This is a genomic window from Streptomyces sp. MMG1533, from assembly GCF_001279775.1.
Classification (GTDB): Bacteria; Actinomycetota; Actinomycetes; order Streptomycetales; family Streptomycetaceae; genus Streptomyces.
The window spans coordinates 55,335-70,999 of sequence record NZ_LGDG01000063.1 but is presented as its reverse complement, the minus strand read 5'-3'; the positions used below and the strand labels follow the sequence as shown (position 1 = coordinate 70,999).

General features: G+C 70.1%; 11 protein-coding genes and 1 pseudogene. 5 read left to right on the top strand and 7 right to left on the bottom strand.

Translation table 11 applies throughout. From position 1 onward, the window contains the following. Window positions 1-48: 48 nt before the first annotated feature. The 4 genes from ADK57_RS10080 to ADK57_RS10065 form a co-directional block, all read right to left on the bottom strand. Window positions 49-1,689, bottom strand: a complete 1,641-nt coding sequence (locus ADK57_RS10080) for a thiamine pyrophosphate-binding protein (protein ID WP_053749035.1) — start codon at window positions 1,687-1,689, stop codon at window positions 49-51. Further along, complete coding sequence (locus ADK57_RS10075) at window positions 1,686-2,474, bottom strand: cyclase family protein (RefSeq protein ID WP_053749034.1); 789 nt, start codon at window positions 2,472-2,474, stop codon at window positions 1,686-1,688. The genes ADK57_RS10080 and ADK57_RS10075 overlap by 4 nt, the downstream gene beginning before the upstream one ends. A 138-nt stretch (window positions 2,475-2,612) precedes the next feature. Beyond that, window positions 2,613-3,437 carry an intradiol ring-cleavage dioxygenase gene (locus ADK57_RS10070; RefSeq protein ID WP_053749033.1) on the bottom strand — a complete coding sequence of 275 codons (825 nt, stop codon included), beginning with the start codon at window positions 3,435-3,437 and terminating at the stop codon, window positions 2,613-2,615. A 381-nt stretch (window positions 3,438-3,818) separates the two neighbouring features. Further along, the gene (locus ADK57_RS10065; RefSeq protein WP_053749032.1) at window positions 3,819-4,562 is read right to left on the bottom strand and encodes a GntR family transcriptional regulator; all 744 of its coding nucleotides are present in this window, start codon (window positions 4,560-4,562) and stop codon (window positions 3,819-3,821) included. A gap of 163 nt (window positions 4,563-4,725) precedes the next feature. Between ADK57_RS10065 and ADK57_RS47160 the strand changes: the two are divergent. Then, window positions 4,726-5,097, top strand: a pseudogene (locus ADK57_RS47160) (transposase); the annotation flags it as partial. 82 nt (window positions 5,098-5,179) lie between these two features. Further along, complete coding sequence (locus ADK57_RS10060; RefSeq protein ID WP_053749031.1) at window positions 5,180-5,983, top strand: SMI1/KNR4 family protein; 804 nt, start codon at window positions 5,180-5,182, stop codon at window positions 5,981-5,983. 108 nt (window positions 5,984-6,091) lie between these two features. Here ADK57_RS10060 and ADK57_RS10055 read toward each other — a convergent pair whose 3' ends face one another. Beyond that, entirely contained in the window at window positions 6,092-6,547 is a 456-nt protein-coding gene (locus ADK57_RS10055) for a VOC family protein (protein WP_053749030.1), read from the bottom strand. Between the two features lie 137 nt (window positions 6,548-6,684). Continuing rightward, window positions 6,685-7,368 (bottom strand): lytic polysaccharide monooxygenase auxiliary activity family 9 protein, encoded by a 684-nt coding sequence (locus ADK57_RS10050; RefSeq protein ID WP_053749029.1) that lies wholly within the window; start codon window positions 7,366-7,368, stop codon window positions 6,685-6,687. A gap of 299 nt (window positions 7,369-7,667) precedes the next feature. Here ADK57_RS10050 and ADK57_RS10045 point away from each other — a divergent pair, with 299 nt between their 5' ends. Next, on the top strand, window positions 7,668-8,687 hold the full coding sequence (locus ADK57_RS10045) for a LacI family DNA-binding transcriptional regulator (RefSeq protein ID WP_053749028.1): 1,020 nt from the start codon (window positions 7,668-7,670) through the stop codon (window positions 8,685-8,687). 8 nt (window positions 8,688-8,695) lie between these two features. Here the strand turns inward: ADK57_RS10045 and ADK57_RS10040 are convergent, their stop codons facing one another. After that, window positions 8,696-12,643, bottom strand: a complete 3,948-nt coding sequence (locus ADK57_RS10040) for a glycosyl hydrolase (protein ID WP_053749027.1) — start codon at window positions 12,641-12,643, stop codon at window positions 8,696-8,698. Between the two features lie 219 nt (window positions 12,644-12,862). Between ADK57_RS10040 and ADK57_RS10035 the strand changes: the two genes are divergently transcribed. Beyond that, a complete protein-coding gene (locus tag ADK57_RS10035) occupies window positions 12,863-14,161 on the top strand; it encodes an MFS transporter (protein ID WP_053749026.1) in 1,299 nt (432 codons plus the stop codon). Between the two features lie 32 nt (window positions 14,162-14,193). After that, window positions 14,194-15,663 carry an L-fucose/L-arabinose isomerase family protein gene (locus tag ADK57_RS10030; RefSeq protein WP_053749025.1) on the top strand — a complete coding sequence of 490 codons (1,470 nt, stop codon included), beginning with the start codon at window positions 14,194-14,196 and terminating at the stop codon, window positions 15,661-15,663. Window positions 15,664-15,665 lie beyond the last annotated feature (2 nt).

Here is a 15,665-nt window from a genome sequence, read left to right as displayed (position 1 = left end):
CCGTTGACGTCATGGGCCCCGCTGATTGCATGGGCCGCCCGCCGGCACTCAGTGTCCGCGGAACGCCTCCTCCAGCCACCAGGACCCGCGGTCCTTCACCACCTTGGCGTCGATGAGCACAGGCGCGGACCGCGGACCGGCGACCCAGTCCGCCACGGCCTTCAGATCCGCTCGCGTGCGCACGGTCACCGCCTCGAAGCCGTACCCTCGCGCCACGTCGGCGATGTCCGTCGACGGGAACTCGACCGTGTCGAGGGGATGTCCGTCGGGCCCGAAGTGGTGCACCTCGGCTCCGTAGCCGTCGTCGTTGTACACGACGACCACCATGGGCAGCCCCAGCCGACGCACCGTGTCGAGTTCCGCGGCGCCCATCAGCGCGCCGCCGTCCCCGAGCGCGGCCACCGGCAGCCGGTCCGGCTGCGCCAGCGCCGCGCCGATCGCGGTGGCCAGCCCGAGGCCGATCGACTGGAACGCCTGGGTGAAGCAGAAGCCGTTCTCGTCCGGCACCGACAGGTACATGCTCGGGTAGCCCATGAAGTTGCCGGAGTCCACGCCGATCACCCGCTCCGCGGGCAGGATGTCGTCGAGCGCGATGCTCAGCGTGCGCGGGTCGATCCGCTCGCGGCTGCCCGTGTCCTCGTACGGCACATCCCTGAGGCGCACGCGCGCGGCGATGCCCGCGGCGACGTCGGCGGTCCGGTAGCCCTGACGTTTCGCGCCGCCCGTCTCCAGCACGCGCCGCGCCGTGCGTTCCACGTCGCCGGTGACCCCGACATGCACGTCACGGTGCGCACCGAGCGCCGACGCGTCGTCGTCGACCTGTACCACCGTCGTGTCGGAGCCGATCAGGTTGCCGTGCCGCATGGTCCACATGTTCAGTGCGCAGCCCCAGCCCACGATCGTGTCCGCGGCGCCGATCAGTTCCGCCGTCAGGGGTGAGGCGAAGCCTCCGGACACGTCGAGCGACCACGGATTGCCGTGGAACAGGCCGCGTGCCACGGCCGACGTCGCCAGCAGCGCGCCGTGGCGCTCGGCGAGCGCCGCGAGGGCGTCGCGGGCGCCGGGCGAGCGTGATCCCCGGCCGGCCACGAACACCGGTCGCCGCGCCCGGTCGAGTGCCCGCGCCAGTGCCGCCACGTCGGCCGCCGTCGGCTCGACCGCCGCTCGCTGCGGGGGTGGCGCGGCCTGTGCCAGGACACCGTCGGGCACGTCCAGTGCCTGCACCGCCAGGGGGAGGTTGAGCAGCACGGTGCGGCGTTCGTGCAGGGCCAGCCGCACCGCGTCGAGGGTCTGCCCCACCGCGTTCTCGGCCGATGTGACCCGCAGGGTGATCGCGCCCACCGCGCGCCCCAACGCCTCTTGGTCGACGTGGAAGTTGGAGCGCGGCTCGGTCACCTCGGCCGCCAGCACGAGGAGCGGGGTCCGGCTCTTGGCCGCCTCGGTGACACCGGTGAGGGCGTTGGTCAGACCGGGTCCCTGATGGACGCTCAGCGCGGCCGGCCTGCCGCTCATCCGCGCGTACGCGTCGGCCATCGTCGCCGCGCCGCCTTCGTGCCGTGCGGCGACGAACCGCGCCCCCGCCGCGACCATGGCGTTGGTCAGATGGAAGTTGCCCGATCCGACCACGCCGAAGACCCGGCCGACGCCGGCCGCGGTCACCGCACGTCCGACGGCCTCGGCGACCTTCATGACCGCTCCACCAGCGCGAGCACCCGCGCGGGGGACCCGGATCCCGCGACGATGGGCAGGGGTCCCGCGATGACGACGGCGCCGGTGGCCGGCAGCGCCGCCAGGTTCCGGAGCTGGGTGAGACCGTACTTGTCACTGCCCATCAGGTAGGAGTGGCAGGGGAAGGCCGGGTCGAACGAGTGCCCGCGTCCGGCGTCGGTGCCCACCGTCTCTACGCCCAGGCCGATCACCGGCGACTCCTGGGCCACCCAACGGGCGCATTCCGGTGACAGGCCTGGCGTGTGCGGGCCGTTCCCGTCCGCGTTGAGGAACGCCTCCTGCGAGTGCGAGCGGGCGTCCCAGCCGGTGCGCAGCAGCAGCCAGCCGCCGTCGGGCAGCGGACCGTGCTCGGCCTGCCAGGCCCGCATGTGGTCCACCTCCACGAGGAAGTCCGGGTCCTCCTCCGCCTCGGCGGTGAAGTCCAGTACGGCGGCCGGTGCGATCAGCCGGTGCGCCGGTACGGACGCCATGTCGGCGAGGTCCTTCCCGCTCACCCAGTGGTTCGGGGCGTCGAAGTGGGTGCCGGTGTGCTCGCCGCTGCGGAAGTTGTTCCAGTACCAGGCCGGTCCCCGGTCGTCGTACCTGCTGATCTCCTCCAGTTCGAAGGTCGCCGTCTGGCCGAACTCCGGCGGCAGTTGGATCACCGGTGTCGACGAGGACAACGGCGAGGTGAGATCGACGACTTCGATGGAGCCGCTTCGCAACCCGGACACCAGTGAAGCGAGGACGGACGGCTGCTCGGGCATGAGTGCCTCCCTGAGACGGCGGAACTCCCAGCATGGCAGCCGGTGGTGACGGTTGTTCGGACGTGGGAGCGGGCGCGAAGCGCGTCACTCCCCGCAGGCCGGCCGCGGGGACGGGTCCCGCGGCCGGCCGTCGATCGGTCAGGCCGAGTTGACGCCCACGGTCAGCGTCGCCGCATAGCCGTCCGAGACGCTGTCCCCGAGCGCCGTCAGCGTCAGCAGGCCGGAGGAGGCGCCGCCGTCGTCGTAGATCGAGTCGTCGGCGAGCGCGGTCTCCTGCGTGGTGTTGGCGGAGTACGGTGACGTCGCCTGGATCTCGGTGTTGATGTCCGGGTCGAAGAAGAGCTGGCCGGTGTGGATGATCTCGCCGCCGGTGTACGAGTCGTCGGTGAGCGTCACGTCCGTGTGGACCCGCATGTGCACGTGGACGGCCCGGGAGACGTAGTGCCCGGGCCAGATGGAGATGAGGCTCACCTCGCCGTTCTCGTCGGTGAGTTGGCCGCCGCGCAGGAAGGTGCCGTTGTCCTCCTCCTCGTGGCCGTTGCCACCGACGAATCCGGAGTACTCGCCGAGTGCGTCGCAGTGCCAGATCTCCACGAGGGCGTCGGCGAGCGGCGCGCAGTCGTTGGCCTGGTCGACGACGGTGAAGGTGTACTGGACCTCGAAGCCCTCCTTGTCCTCCCGGATGTCCTCGCGGACGAGTGCGCCTTCCAGGAAGTAAGGGCCTTCGGTGACCTCGGCGTTGAGGGTGCAGACGGCGGTTGTCGAGGAAGTGGAGCCCGACGTCGAGCCGGTGGCCGTCGCGGTGGTGCCGCTCTCCTGGTCGGCCGACGCCGTCGCGGCGAGTCCGAGCCCGGCGGCCGCGGCCACCGCACCGCCCGCGGCGATGACCTTACGACGGTTCACGGTGCGGGACAGCTTGTGCTTCGCTTCGCCCTGCGGTTGCGCAGGAATGTTCTCTGTCATGGTCACGGAAACCTAGGAGCGGCTCCTGTGACACGCATGGTCCGGGGCTGTCATTCCAATAAGCATCCAAGCCCCAACTGTCGACAGAATTGCGCACACACGGCGCCTACAGCTGCCCGACCTCTCGATTTACTCATACTGTCGACACTAAGAGCGAGAGCGAGCCACACCGCGGTCCCGCACGGCACCCTCGCGAAGAGTGCGGCCCCGAGGCCCTGCTCGCCCGTATCTCGCTGGGCCGGGTCGGGACACCCGCGCACATCACCTGGTGCGCGGCCTGTCCGGCGCCCGACGACTCGGCGTGGATGACGGTCGGCAACTTCCCCGTAGACGCCGGGGCGCCGGGGCGCCGGCCAAGTGAGCGCCGTGCGGACACGACACTCAGGAAGCCGCCCGCCGTCTGCGCACCGGCTTGCGCTGCGGCGCCGACGCGTCCTGTTCGAGCTGTTCCTCCATCGCCCTGAGGGCCCGCACCGTGGCCCCCGCGATCAGGGCGGAGGCGAGCTCCCCGTCGCGCTCCTCCACGGCCTGCAGCAACCGTTCCTGGTCGTCGATGCTGCGGGCGAGGCGACCGGCCCGGGTCAGGCTCAGATGGCGCAGCATGAGCGTGCGCAGGGCCAGGGAGTCGAGGATCTGCTTGAGGGTGGCGTTGCCGACGATCTCGGTCATCCGTTCCTGGAGCAGCACATGGCTCCAGAAATAGGCGTCCACGTCACCGGCGTCCGCCAGTTTCCGCATCCGTTCGACCCGGGTGCGCAGCTCCCCCAGCTCCTCGTCCTCGGCCCGCTCGACGAGCAGGCCCGCCAGCATCGACAGGAGCCGCTTGCGCACCTGGTAGATGTCCCGGATGTCCTGCGGGGAAGGCGCGGCGACCCGGGGCCTGCGGCGCGCCTTCATCTCGACCAGGCCCTCCTGTTCGAGGAGCATCAGCGCCTCGCGGACGGGCGTACGGCTGGTGTCGAACCGGCGTGACAGATCGACGCTGTTGAGGTCCTGTCCGGGTTCCAGCCGCCCCTCGATGATGCCCACGCCGACCCATTCGGCAATCTGCGCGACCAGCGGCTCACGCCGGTCCCGCAGCCGCAGGAGGCGCTCCAGCACGAGGTGCGTGTCCTCATCGGTCATGCGGCACTTCTCCCTGCCTGATCCGGGCTCACAGCCGATGCAACGGTGTCGACACTATCCCGCTCCAGGGCGCACTTCGGTCCCGGCCGCCGCAAGCATTGCCCAACTGCCGCCCGGCTTCGGCCTCGCCGTTTCACCGAGTGGTCCGAAGCCAGGGTGTGGGTCGATCGGCATCTCGGCCGCCGATCTGCACGACAGCCAGGCCCCGATCCCACTGGTGCAAGGCATCCCTCCCATCCGCTCCCGCCGCGGGCGCCGACGCCGCAGGCCCGCCAAGCTCCACGGAGACAAGGGCTACGACTTCCGATACCTGCGACGCCGGCTCACCGCCCGCGGGATCAGACATCGCCTCGCCCGCAAGGGCGTTGAGCCTTCACAGCGACTGGGCCGACACCGATGGGTCGTCGAACGCGCCGTCTCCTGGCTCTCAGGATGCCGACGCCTCCACCGCCGCCACGAACGCAAGCGCGAACACTTTCTCGCCTTCGCAGCCATCGCAGCGACGCTCATATGCCACCGCGGGCTCGCTGAATGAACTCCGGTCCGACAACTGTCCAATTGACGTCGGATACGTCCGAACAGGTCCGTTGTCAGTGCGGTGCGCTTCACTGTCCGCCATGAAGCTCACGCAGACGACCGTCAACGATCTACTGGCTCAGCTCGGCCCGGCAGACAGCTACATGTACCTGCCCGGCGACTTGGACCCGCAGGCTCTGACCGACCTGCTCGCCAGCAGGTACGGAGCCCCATGCACCCTCGTCCTCGACGGTTTCACCGATCCGACGGTCGACGATTCCAGGGGCGCGGCTCTCCTCGTCCCCTTCGAGGACCGGGCCGTGAAGATGCGGGCGTGGGCGTACGGGGATCAGTGGGTCGGCACGGGTACGGCGCGAGACGCCGAAGGCGTCGAGCGGCCGGTGCTGGTGGTCGCTCAGAGGCAGGTGCCAGAACCTTTGGAGGTCGCTCCGGACGAGGACGGGGACGTCGACTGGGTGGAGCGGCTCATACGGATCACCGGCTGGACGCAGCCCGCCCAGCGGCCGGATGTGAACTGGGCGGAGGTGGAGTCGCGCCTGGGCACCGCGCTCCCGAGCGACTACAAGCGCATGGTCGAAACGTTCGGCGTGGGCGCCTTCGACGCGTATCTGAGCCTGAACCAGGAGCCGTGGACGGATCTCAGGGAGGACGAGCTACTCATCTGGGCGGGCACGGAGCACGAGGACCTGTACTGCTGGCGGGCCGACGGCGACGACCCCGACCGTTGGCCCGTCGTCGTCCGGTCCTTCGATGGCGAGGACGTCCCCTTCGGCTGCCAGGCCGCGCAGTTCGTCTGTCGCATCCTCATCGACCCGCACCACCCGTTCACGATGGCCCGCTATTTCGACACGCACTGGTTCATGAACTACCGGAAGAGTGAGTGACCGATCCCGCGCCGCCACTGGCGTCCGCAGCCAGGTTGGTCAGCGCCGTCGGTAAACAGGGCAGAAGCCCTCGTCTGCCACAGCAGACTCGCCAGATGAAATGAACTCTCAGACAACGTCGAATTCGTTGCCTTCCGGGTCCTGCAGCAGGACGGCGTACTGCCCCATGTCCGGCTCATCCGTGATCCGAAGCACGCTGGCGCCGGCTTTGATCAGTCTTTCCACTGTGGTGGTGACCCGCTGCGTGCGGACCGCCAACGGGACGTCGCGCCCGCCGCCGACCTTCAGGTCGAGGTGTATTCGGTTCTTGGTGGCTTTGGGTTCCGGAACCTGCTGGAACCACACCCGGGGCCCTTGTCCTGCGGGATCGACGATCGACTCCGGGATGTCGCCCGCACCTGCCGGCAACTCCTCCTCGGGCACCCCCATGGCTGCCCAGTACACCCGCCACGTGGCATGGCCGGCCGGTGGAGGTTCGGGTATGTACCCCAGAGCCTCGCTCCAGAACGCCACCAGCCTCTGCGGGTCGGCACAGTCGATCGTCAATTGCAGCGTCATCTCCATGACCAGAGCCTGACAGACACGTCTGACATTCATGCCGGACCGACCCCGCCAACGGGGAGGCACACTTTCGCAAGGCCTGGGCGAGTTGGTCGTCGCCGAGTCCGGCCGCTTCAGCCGCTTCAGCCGCTTCAGCCGCTTCAGCCGAAGTTCACGTCGCTGCACAGGAAGTACGTCTGGTCCATGTGCGACGCCTGCCAGATCGTGTAGACGACGTGGCGGCCACTGAGCCCGGACGTACTCACGTCGATCGAGTAGTTCTGGCTGGGCGCGTAGCTGCCGGTCCTGGCGACCAGTTCGAGGTCTGCCCAGGTCAGTGGCTGGGTGGTCGGGTCGAAGCCCTGGCGTGTGACGTAGACCAGGAAGTAGTCGGCGCCGTGGCTCGCCTGGTCGTACAGCTGCACGGTGAAGTCGGCGTCGACGTCGGTCGTCTTCCAGGGGCCCACGGCGTCCAGCGAGTTGTACCGCCCGCCCTCGGTCCGTCCGCCGCTGCACAGCTGCCCGTCGGGGACCACGGCCTGGAAGTCACCGGCGGAGCCGTTGCGGTACAGACCGTTCCAGTTCCACATGGCGTTCGGGTTGTCCTGCCACGCCTGCCAGCACATGGGGTCTTCCTGCTCCATGGCCGGGTTCTGGAAGTCGGATCCCCAGCGCAGCCAGCAGCCGTAGTTGCGGGATGCCGGGTCGACGACCGAGCCGTGGGCGACGGCGGTGCCGCTCCAGGGGATGAGGCAGAGCAGCACTGCGACGAGCCCGCTCAGCGCGAGTGTCAGACGCGGGCGTATGTAATGGTCCTGGCGATTGTCCTGATCATGACAAGCCATGATCTCCTTCTTTCCGAGGTGGCGGACGGGGTTGCGAGACGGGTTGCGAGACGGGTTGCGAGACGGGTTTTCGAGATCAGTTGCGGAATGGGATTGTGTGGTGCGGATGAGGCGTGGGAGCGCTCCCGCACCGTCCAACCTGCGCCTCACACACCAGGGTTGCAACATTCGATTGCGCCACTTCCGGCCGCCCCGGAGTACACACGGGTTGAAAAACGTTTTAGTCACCGCCGGGGTAGACTTGCGTCGCTCATGAGGACCACGTCGTGCCTGGTCGCACGGCTGCCGCAGCGAGGGGGGTGGACGCCATTCCGGTTCGTCCCGCCCGTATCCAGGACGTCGCGGCCGCTGCGGGCGTCTCGGTCTCCACGGTGTCGAACGTCCTGAACCGACCGGAGCGCGTCAACGCGCGCACGGCCGAGCGGGTCCGCGACGCCGTCGCGGCGCTCGACTACGTTCCCCACCCGGGAGCCGCCGGCCTGCGGACCGGGCACTCGTCCTCGATCGGTCTGGTCCTGCCCGACGTGGCCAACTCCTTCTACTCCCGCATCGCGCGAGGTGCCGCGGACGCGGCGTACGACCACGGTTACTCCCTCGTGCTCTGTGACAGCGGGGACGCACCGGAGCGGGAGCAGGGCTACTTCACCATGCTCGTCGAGCAACGGGCCGTGGGAGCCGTGGTGGTTCCGCTCAGCGCCGATCCCACCCGGCTCTCACGGCTGCGTGAGCGCGGCATCCCCCTGGTTCTGGCGGACCGTGCGATCTCGGCGCAGGACGGCTGCTCGGTCTCCGTCGACGACATCGCCGGAGGCCGCATCGCCGTGCAGCACCTCCTGGACCGCGGAGCGGGCGACATCCTCGTCGTGAACGGGGAACGCGGGATACGTCAGTGCGCGGACCGCTACCAGGGCGCCCGACAGGCCGTGCGCAGCCGACGTGAGGCGCGGCTGGGCCAGGTCGTGGCCAAGGAGATGACGGTGGCCCAGGGCGTGGAGATCGCCCGCCAACTCGACGACCTGCCCGACGGGGTCTTCTGCACCAACGACTTCCTCGCCGCGGGGCTGTGCCGCGCGCTGGGCGAGCGGGGCGTGAAGATTCCCGAGGACGTACAGGTGGTCGGTTACGGCGACCTCGACATCGCGAGCTTCGTGGGGACGACCCTGACGACGGTCCGGCAGCCGGTCGAGGACCTCGGCCGGGCGGCCGTGGAGATGCTGCTCGACGAGGTGGAGGCCCGTGCGGAACACGCGCACGAGACACGGGTGTTCGCACCCGGCCTCGTCCTGCGGGACTCCACGCGGGCGCCTTCCGATACCTGAGCGCGCCCTCAGACGGAACCGGGGATCCGGAGTGTCACCGGCCCCAGCAGGCCCGACGAGAGCTGGGACGGGAACGCCCAGGCCGTCGGAGTGGCTTCGGCGAGATACGGGGCCAGGGTGTTGTTGACGGTCACCTCGACCCGGACGCTACGCCCGGCCGCACCACGCAGGGCGAACCGGTACGGCGAGCAGAAGGCCTCACCGACGGGTTCCCCGTCGAGGAGGACCGCGGCGCTGCCGCGCACCCGCCCCAGGTCCAGTACCGGGTCCGGCCCCGCCGGTACCTCCAGCATCCGTGAGTAGGTCACGCCCCCGCTCCAACTGCCCAGCCCCAGCGAGCGCCAGTCCCCCAGCGGCAGCGGCGCCGCCACGGTGCGGACGCGCGCCGGTCCCCGCCAGGCGGAGCCGCCTCGCAGCACTGCGGTCGGTGCGGTGACGATCTCGATCTCCGTGGGTTTCGGGAGGGGTTGATCCAGCGTCAGCTCCTGCCCGTCGAGCGGTCGTGCCGCGTTGTTCCCGACCCGCACCCGCGCGGGGAGCTCCAGCGGCAGGTCGACCGACACGGTGCCCGGTGGCACGGTGAAGCGGAAACGCTGCGCCGCCTCGCGGACGTCGTCGGTCGACCGCAGTGGCAGTACGGCGCTGCCGAGCGTCGGTGCGCCGGTGAGCCACTCGGTCTCCGGCAACGGATGGGGTCGTACCGCGGCGTAGCAGTGCTGCAACTCGCCCCAGCGGCCCTCGTGTTCGACCGTACGTCCACACCACTCTCCCGTCCCGGCCTCCCACCCGGCGCCGCTGACCAACGCGGTCGACTCCGCGCTCGCCACGAGGTCGACGAACACGGCGTCCCGTGCGTGGACGCTGTCGGCCACGATCTCCAGTACGTGTTCGCCCTTGCCGAGCGTGAGTTGGTGGCGGAAGAACATCGGCACCGCGCCCCAGTCGGACTCGTAGTACTCCACCTTCTCCTGACGTGCCACGACGGCACCGTCGAGCCGTACGGTGACACCCGCCGCGGCACCCACGACGAGCACCGCCTCCGCTCCGTCGCGCGCCAGGCGCAGCCGCCCGCGGTAGGTCACGCTGCCGTCCGGTCGTACGTCCTCGGGCAGGCACATGAACTGCGGACGCGCCGCGAACCCGTCCGGACGGGACAGGCAGAAGTAACTGCCCAACGGTGTACCGGCGGCACCCGAGATCAGCCGCGGCCGGTCCTCGGCGTACGTCAGTTCGTACTCGAGCAGATTGCGGGGCCGCTCCACGTGCACCCGGGCGGACGCCAGATAGCCGCTGCCCGTGTCCAGCCGCTCACCGTTCCACCACACACGCTTGGCGGCCGCCGCGCCGACGTGCAGGTCGGCGTTGCCACGATGGCCGGTCTCCACGATCGCCCGGACGCGGGCGACGGTTCCGTTTCCGGGCACCGGGACCCGTACGAACTCCTCGGGCACCAGCCCCTTGTTGCCGAGCAGCCCGTCCGGATCCGGGATCCCCCGGCTCGTGGAGTACAGGGAGACGTCCCAGTCCGCATCCGGGGGCGCGAGGGGCAGCTCTCCGGCCAGGATTCGTTCGACTGAGACGCCGTCCAGCGGGTCGGGAGCCTGCCCGTGGGGCACCGGAGGCAGGACGCGCACCCGGTTGCCGTATGTCACTCGCGCCTGTTCCCAGGGTGCCTCGGGGGCATCGCTCTCGGTCCACCCCATGGTCCAGATCTGCGGCTCCGCCACGGACGCTCCGGCCGGCAGCGCCAAGTCGCCCCACGTGTTGTCCATGGTGGGAACCAGGCGGCCCTCCCAACCGGTCGAGACGTCGAGCGTCCGAGCCGAGGCCGGTTGGAGTGGTGCGGTCGACCGGTCCGGCGGAATGCCTTCTCGCCATACGACGAGGACGGCGGGGGCGCCTTCCAATGGCACCTCGATGGTGGAGACGTCGTCCGAGACGGTGACGTGCGCGGGGCGGCGAGCACCGGTCGCCGGGTTCCAGATCTCGGCCTCGGCGACCGCGGCGTGCACGGTGACGGAGGAGGTGGGGGCGTAGCGCGCGGGGTCGATCTCGTGGGTGTCCCTCGGGGGATGCCTACGGGCGTCGGGGAAGGCACCCGTCACCAGGGCGACCGCCGCCTCGCCCTTCCGCCTGACGAGCAGCGGCACGTCGCCCGTCGCGTATCCCGCGGCGTCGGCCACCGTCGCCGCGCCGGTCTCGGCGTCGCTCGCCCGCTCCAGCCGCGGATGGGCGAGCAGCGCCGTGACGACGAAGTCGTCGCCGGCGCGGCCGGCCGCCTCCGCGGGCGGGCGGCCCACGACCACGACCCGGCCGCCGACGTCGAGCAGTTGGGTCAGCCGACGCGCCGTATCCTCCTCCAGAACGCTCGTCGAGGGCAGCAGAAGCGTGGTGTACGCCAGGTCCCTGATGCGCAGGGCGCCGTCGGCCGCCTTGGCGCCCTGCACCGAGGCGTCGTCGATCACGTCGAAGGAGACGCGGTGCCGGTCGAGGGCGCCGATCCGGGGCCGGAGCCAGTTGTTGGTGCCGCACAGGTCCAGGTAGTGCCGCTGCGTCTCGTCGACTTCGGCGTAACCCGCACCGAGGACGCCGTCGCCGAAGTGCTTGACGGGCGCGTCCAGCGGGATGAGGGCCTGCATGGTGGCGGTGGGGTGGAGGACCGCGACATCGGCGCTGTAGGTGCCCCAGGACATGATCGAGCAGATCCGGGCGACGGCCCGGGAGAACGCCGGGTACTGCTGCCAGTAGGGCTGACGCCAGTCGGTGGAGGGCGGCGCCCACTCGAACCAGCCGCCCGCGGTGCCGAAGTAACTGGCGTGCGGGTTGTACAGGTTGGCGCCGCTGCGCAGGAACGGCAGGAGCCAGTCGTAGGTGTCCTCCAGGGTGCCGCCCCAGCCGGAGGAGTGGAACGCCTCGATCCAGACGCGCTCATGGCCGTAGAGGTGGGCCATGGAGGAGTGGACCTTGGCGTCGCCGTGGTGGTCGCTGCCGGCGGCGCCGAACCAGCGGTGGGTGCGGAAGTAGTCCGTGTAGATCTGCGTGGACTGGGCCGGGAAGCCCGCGCGGGCGGGGTTGCTCTGGTCGCAGCCCAGGAGCATGCCGCGCTCGTCGTGCCAGGCGGCGAGCGGACGGAACAGGGCCTCTTCGGTGAGTTCGGCGCGGACCGCGTAGTAGTCGGCGAGGATCTTCGCGGCCTCGGGGCTCTCGTGGAAGAGGGCCGGCAAGTGGTCGAGCAGGTCGTAGCCGCGGCGGGCGATGAACTCCTCGGGGAAGCGGCGGCTCCAGGAGTTGGTGCCGGGCAGTTCGTCCTGGAAGCTGCCCGCGACGACGTTGCCCAGGTACTCGGGGACGCGGCGGTCGTACTCGTGGTGGACGGCGTCCAGCAGCAGGCCGACGGCGTGCGGGTCCAGGTAGTCGAAGGCGGTGGGGACGGCGAGGACCAGCACTGCCTCGGTTCCGTCGGCGGCGGCGATCCGGGCGGGGGCTTCCGTGCGCAGGGGGGCGCCCGTCGTGTCGTAGGCGCCCAACAGCGTCTCGGAACCCCGCAACGCGACCCTGCCGCCGGAGACGACGGCCCGGCGCGAGCGCAGCCCCTGTCCCGCCGAGTCGGGATGCCGTCGGGTGATGCTCCCTTGGACGTTGGCGCCGGAGAACCCGATCTGGTCGTAGAACCACAGGCGCGTTCCGAGCTCCCCGGCGATCTCGCAGGCGTCGGTGAAGCGGGCCCACCACTCCTCGCCGAACCATGGCGGGTCGTCGGTCCGGGCGCCGAAACTCGGGCCGGCCGGGGCGAGGTTGATCACCACGAGGTTGTGGATGCCGCCTTCGGCGAACCTGCGCATCTGCCGGGCGAGGCGGTCGCGGGTGACCTTCGCACCCGACCACCACCACAGCGGGGTGGGGCCGAAGTCCCGGGGCGGGGCGTCGAACAGCTGCTGCAGTGCTGGGGAGATCACGATTGCGGTCCTTCCGAGTACGGCTCGGGCACCCTCGCGGATCAAAAACGTTTTACGTCGGATCAGTCACTGGTCACCTGGAATGTTGGCACCGGATCCGGAGGGCGGGAAGGAGGTCGTCTCCACTTCCTGCGGATGCGCGCAAGAGGGGTTGTTGGAACGTTTTTTGAACCCTATATTCACTGCGACCCCGGCCCCAGAGCCGCGAGGAGCCGCATCATGGCCCGTTTTTCGCCTGCCCCGGATCACCCGGAACAGCCCATTCCGAAGCACTTGTGGAAGGTCGCGGCCCTGTCGGGCATGGCCTCCTACCTCGACGCCGCGCTCATCGTCAGCATCGCCGTCAACCTGGCCATCTACCGCGACAGTTACGACATGGGCGTGTGGATGGCCGGGGCGATCAGCGCGATCGTCACCGGCTGTATCGCCGTCGGTTCCCTCGTCGGCGGACGGCTCGCCGACATGTTCGGGCGCCGCCGTGTCTACAACCTGGACATCCTCTGCTACGCGCTGGGCGCGATCGTCATCACGCTGGCGCCGAACGACATCGTCCTCTTCGTCGGCGTGCTCGTCGCGGGGCTGGCGGCCGGCGCCGATCTGCCGACGTCGCTGGCCGTGGTCTCGGACGCCGCGCCCGCCGACGGCCGGGCGCGTCTCGTGTCCTTCACCCAGGTCATGTGGGTGCTGGGCATCGTCGTCGTCATCTTCCTCGGCTACGTCCTGTCGGACACCGGCATGACCGGGGCGCGGTTCATCACCGGCCATCTGGCCGTCGCCGCGCTGCTCACCTGGCAGCTCCGCTCCCGTCTGAAGCTGGCCGACGAGCCGTCGGACACGGAGGTGGCCGAAGAGGCGGCCGCGCTGGCCGCCCCGCGCGGCATCGAGCTCAAGAACGTGTGGAACCGTGCCGCGTTGCTGCCGATGGCCGCGACCTTCGTCTACTACGTCACCTGGGGCATCGGCGCCAACACCTTCGGCCAGTTCGGCACCTATCTGCTGGTCACGGTCAGCGGTGCCTCGCAGAGCCTGGCCACCGGCATCAACCTGGCCTTCCTCCCGATCGCGCTGGTGCTGACCTTCGTCTTCGTCCGGATCGCCGACAGGCCCTGGCGCGACCGGCTGTTCTACGTGTTCACGGTCATGCAGGTCGTCGCCTTCTGTATCGCCTCCCTCACGGCCGGCGCCCTCGTCGGCATGCTCGTCTTCTTCGTGCTCTACCAGATCTCCAACCCCTTCGCGGGAGAGGCAAGTTACAAGGTGTGGTCGCAGCTCACGCTGCCTCCGGACACCCGCGGCACCACCCAGGGCCTCACCTACGCCCTGTCGCGCGGGGTCTTCGCGGGCGTCGCGTTCGTCACGCCCGCCCTGATGGAGTACAGCGCGTCCCTCCTGCTCTGGTCGATCACCCTCTGCATGGCGGCCTCGGGGATCGCGGGCGTGTACATCATCCGCGTCCTCATCCGGCGTTCCCCTGATGCCGCCGCCGCCCCTGCGGATCTGGGAGTGGCCCGGGCCTGAATCCGAACGGACCTCGGAAGGATCACCGAACCATGGCAACGACCGAACCCACGACGGTGACCGCGGACCGCGCCGCCACACTGCGCGAGCTGCTCCCACCGGTGGCCCGACGCCGCACCCGGATCGGACTGGTCGCGGGCGGTCTTGGCGCCTACTGGCCGCAATTCCCCGGACTGCTACCGCAGTTGAGGGAGTCATCCGCGTACGTCGCCGAACGCTTCCAGCGGATGGACGCAGAGGTGACCGACGTCGGCTTCATCTCCGACGCCGAGGAGGGAGCGGTCGCCGCCGAGCAACTGCGCCGGGCGGACTGCGACTTGATCGTGCTGTTCCTGACGACGTATCTGACCTCGTCGATGGTGCTGCCGATCGCCAAGCGCTCGCAGACTCCCGTCCTGGTCGTCGACCTGCAGCCGTCCGAGCGGATGGACCACGCCTCCTTCGACACGGGTGCCTGGCTGGCGTACTGCGCGCAGTGCTCCGTGCCCGAGGTCGGCAACGTCTTCCGCCGGGCCGGTATCCCCTTCCGGTCGGTCTCGGGCTGGCTGCACCAGGAGTCCGCGTGGCGGCGCATCGAGCAGTGGATCCGCGCCGCACATGTCCGGGCCGCTCTTCGGCACGCCCGCCACGGCCTGATGGGGCATCTGTATCCCGGCATGCTCGACGTGTCGACCGATCTCACGCTGCTTCCGAGCACGTTCGGCTCGCACGTCGAGGTGCTGGAGTTCGACGACCTGCGGCACCGGGTGGAGAAGGTGAGCGAAGCCGAGACCCGGGAGCGCATGGCGCTCGCCCGGCAGGTCTTCACCCTCGACGACAGCGTGGCGGAGGAGGACTTCGCGTGGGGAGCGACCGTGTCGGTGGCCCTCGACCGGCTCGTCGAGGACTTCGGGCTCGACACTCTCGCGTACTACCACCGCGGTCTCGGCGGCGAGCTGCACGAGCGGCTCGGCGCCGGCATGATCCTCGGCGCCTCCCTGCTCACGGCCCGGGGCGTGCCCGCGGCCGGCGAGTACGAACTGCGCACCAGTGTCGCCCAGTTGGCCTCCCAGAGCGTAGGCGCGGGGGGCTCCTTCACCGAGATACAGGCCCTCGACTTCGAGGACGGCGTGGTGGAGATGGGCCACGACGGGCCCGCCCACCTGGCCGTCAGTGCCCGTGACCCGCTGCTGCGTGGCCTGGGTGTCTACCACGGCAAGCGCGGCTGGGGCGTCAGCGTGGAGTTCGACGTCCGGCACGGCCCCGTCACCCTCCTCGGGCTCGGTCAGGACGCCGACGGCAGCCTGTCGTTCATCACCTCCGAGGGCACCGTCGTCCCCGGCCCGCTGCTGGAGATCGGCAACACCACCAGCCGCGTCGACTTCGGCGGTGATCCCGGCGAGTGGGTGGACGCGTGGAGCGCGACGGGCGTCGGCCACCACTGGTCCCTCGCGGTGGGCCACCACAGCGCCGATTTCCGCGCGGCCGCGAGCCTGCTCGGCATCGACCACCGGGAGGTGTGACC

Coding starts and splice junctions, on each gene's coding strand:
- ADK57_RS10080 (WP_053749035.1), bottom strand. CDS start 1,689: ATGAAGGTCGCCGAGGCCGTCGGACGTGCGGTGACCGCGGCCGGCGTC.
- ADK57_RS10075 (WP_053749034.1), bottom strand. CDS start 2,474: ATGCCCGAGCAGCCGTCCGTCCTCGCTTCACTGGTGTCCGGGTTGCGA.
- ADK57_RS10070 (WP_053749033.1), bottom strand. CDS start 3,437: ATGACAGAGAACATTCCTGCGCAACCGCAGGGCGAAGCGAAGCACAAG.
- ADK57_RS10065 (WP_053749032.1), bottom strand. CDS start 4,562: ATGACCGATGAGGACACGCACCTCGTGCTGGAGCGCCTCCTGCGGCTG.
- ADK57_RS10060 (WP_053749031.1), top strand. CDS start 5,180: ATGAAGCTCACGCAGACGACCGTCAACGATCTACTGGCTCAGCTCGGC.
- ADK57_RS10055 (WP_053749030.1), bottom strand. CDS start 6,547: ATGGAGATGACGCTGCAATTGACGATCGACTGTGCCGACCCGCAGAGG.
- ADK57_RS10050 (WP_053749029.1), bottom strand. CDS start 7,368: ATGGCTTGTCATGATCAGGACAATCGCCAGGACCATTACATACGCCCG.
- ADK57_RS10035 (WP_053749026.1), top strand. CDS start 12,863: ATGGCCCGTTTTTCGCCTGCCCCGGATCACCCGGAACAGCCCATTCCG.
- ADK57_RS10030 (WP_053749025.1), top strand. CDS start 14,194: ATGGCAACGACCGAACCCACGACGGTGACCGCGGACCGCGCCGCCACA.